The sequence below is a fragment of the Streptomyces sp. NPDC048671 genome, from assembly GCF_055587045.1.
This window is the reverse complement of sequence record NZ_JBVJHB010000039.1, coordinates 1-2344: the sequence shown is the minus strand read 5'-3', so window position 1 is coordinate 2344 and position 2344 is coordinate 1. Positions and strand designations below refer to the sequence as shown.

Below are 2344 nucleotides of genomic sequence, written 5' to 3'. Positions count from 1 at the left end.
CCCCCCCCCCCCCCCACCCACCCCCCCCCCCCCCCCGCCCCCCCGGGGGGGGCGGCCCCCCCCCCCCCCGGGGGGGGGGGGGCCGGCGGCCCCCCCCCCCCCCCCCCCCGACGCGCTTTCCGCGCGTGCGCGGGACGCCTACTTCTGCTCCTTCTGCTGGTCCTCGATGGACTTGCGGACCTCGTCCATGTCCAGCTTCCGGGCCTGGCCGATGACGTCCTCCAGCGCGGTCTCGGGCAGCGCGCCCGGCTGCGAGAAGACCGCCACATTGTCGCGGACGATCATGAGGGTCGGGATCGACCGGATCTCGAAGGCCGCGGCCAGCTCCTGCTGCGCCTCCGTGTCGACCTTGGCGAAGACCAGGTCGGCGTGGCGCTCGGACGCCGAGTCGTAGACCGGCGCGAACTGCCGGCACGGGCCGCACCAGGAAGCCCAGAAGTCGATCAGGACGAACTCGTTCTCGCTGACGACCTGATCGAAGTTTTCCTTGGTGAGCTCTACGGTGCTCATGCTCTGCTACCTCTTCCTCTGCCCGTGCGGACGTGTCCCGGGACAACGGTGCCTGTGCTTGCACTATTCCGCCTGCCCATGTGGCCGCCGCGCACACCCACGGCCAAAATGGTCCTCATGACACATGCTGTGGAGCCTGTCGAGTACGACGTCGTGGTCATCGGTGCAGGTCCGGTGGGTGAGAACGTGGCGGGCCGGGCCCGGTCCGCCGGGCTGAGCACCGCGATCGTGGAGTCCGAGCTCATCGGCGGTGAGTGTTCGTACTGGGCCTGTATGCCGAGCAAGGCCCTGCTGCGCCCCGTCGTCGCCCGCGCCGACGCCCGCCGGGTCCCCGGCCTCAGCGGATCCGTGCAGGGCCCGCTGGACACCGCGGCCGTCCTCGCCCACCGGGACGCGTACGCCTCGCACTGGAAGGACGACGGGCAGGTCGCCTGGCTGGAGAACATCGGCGCGGACATCTACCGGGGCACCGGCCGGCTGACCGGGACGAAAGCGGTTTCCGTCACGGCACCCGACGGCACGGAACACCGGCTCACCGCCCGGCACGCCGTCGCCGTCTGCACCGGCAGCCGGGCCGTGGTCCCCGATCTGCCCGGAGTCGCCGACGCCCGTCCCTGGACGAGCCGTGAGGCGACCAGCGCCAAGGAGGTGCCCGGCCGGCTCGTCGTCGTCGGCGGCGGAGTGGTCGGTGTGGAGATGGCCACGGTGTGGGGCGCCCTGGGCGCCGAGGTCACCATGCTGGTCCGCGGCACGGGGCTGCTGCCCCGGATGGAGCCGTTCGCCGGCGAGCTGATCGCGCAGGCGCTGACCGAAGCCGGGGCCGATGTCCGGTTCGGCGTCTCGGCCGCCTCCGTACGGCGCCCGGCCCCGGACGGACCGGTCACCGTCGAACTCGACAACGGCGAGAGCATCGAGGCCGACGAGATCCTCTTCGCCACCGGCCGCGCCCCGCGCACCGACGACCTGGGACTGGAGACGGTGCACCTGAAGCCCGGATCCTGGCTCACCGTGGACGACAGCTGCCGGGTCGAGGGCACCGGCTGGCTCTACGCCGTCGGCGACGTCAACCACCGGGCGCTCCTGACCCACCAGGGCAAGTACCAGGCCCGCATCGCCGGAGCGGCGATCGCCGCCCGCGCTCAGGGCGTCCCGCTGCTGGAGACCGACCGCTGGGGCGCGCACGCGGCCACCGCCGATCACGCAGCCGTTCCCCAGGTCGTCTTCACCGACCCGGAGGCCGCGTCGGTCGGCCTCACCCTCGCCGAGGCGGAGCGGGCGGGACACCGGGTCCGGGCCGTCGACCACGACCTCGCGGCGGTGGCGGGTTCCGGTCTGTACGCGGACGGCTACCGGGGCCGTGCCCGCATGATCGTCGACCTCGACCGGGAGATCCTGCTCGGCGTCACCTTCGTGGGCCCCGGCATCGGCGAACTGCTGCACTCGGCGACGATCGCGGTCGCGGCGGAAGTCCCGATCGAGCGGCTCTGGCACGCGGTCCCGGCCTACCCGACGATCAGTGAGATCTGGCTGCGGCTCCTGGAGACGTATCGCGGGGCGTAGGGCCTGTCCGGCGGATCGTGGACGGGCCGGGACGCGGCCCGTCCGTCCGTGTCTCCCACTGAGCGGCGTGGTCCCGCCGGGCAGCCGGCCCGGCGGGAGCACGGCGTGTTCAGGCCGGGGGCTGGGTGTCGCTGGTGGTGACGCGTACGTGGTCGACGACGAGTTGCTGGGGGAAGTTAGTGTTGTTGTCGGGGTCGCCGGGCCAGTAGCCGCCGACGGCGAGGTTGAGGATGAGGAAGAAGGGCTTGTTGAAGGCCCAGGTGTTGCCGCCGGT

2 protein-coding genes are annotated in these 2344 nt (G+C 72.8%); one reads left to right on the top strand and one right to left on the bottom strand.

The window, feature by feature from the left end:
• Positions 1-138 precede the first annotated feature (138 nt).
• On the bottom strand, positions 139-510 hold the full coding sequence (gene trxA, locus ACZ6S6_RS37600) for a thioredoxin (protein WP_469709515.1): 372 nt from the start codon (positions 508-510) through the stop codon (positions 139-141).
• A gap of 117 nt (positions 511-627) precedes the next feature.
• Between trxA and ACZ6S6_RS37595 the strand changes: the two genes are divergently transcribed.
• A complete protein-coding gene (locus ACZ6S6_RS37595; RefSeq protein WP_469709513.1) occupies positions 628-2070 on the top strand; it encodes a dihydrolipoyl dehydrogenase family protein in 1443 nt (480 codons plus the stop codon).
• Positions 2071-2344: the final 274 nt, after the last annotated feature.

What these genes read in the sequence shown, in the direction of transcription:
- trxA (WP_469709515.1), bottom strand. Translation starts at nt 510, where the DNA reads ATGAGCACCGTAGAGCTCACCAAGGAAAACTTCGATCAGGTCGTCAGC.
- ACZ6S6_RS37595 (WP_469709513.1), top strand. Translation starts at nt 628, where the DNA reads ATGACACATGCTGTGGAGCCTGTCGAGTACGACGTCGTGGTCATCGGT.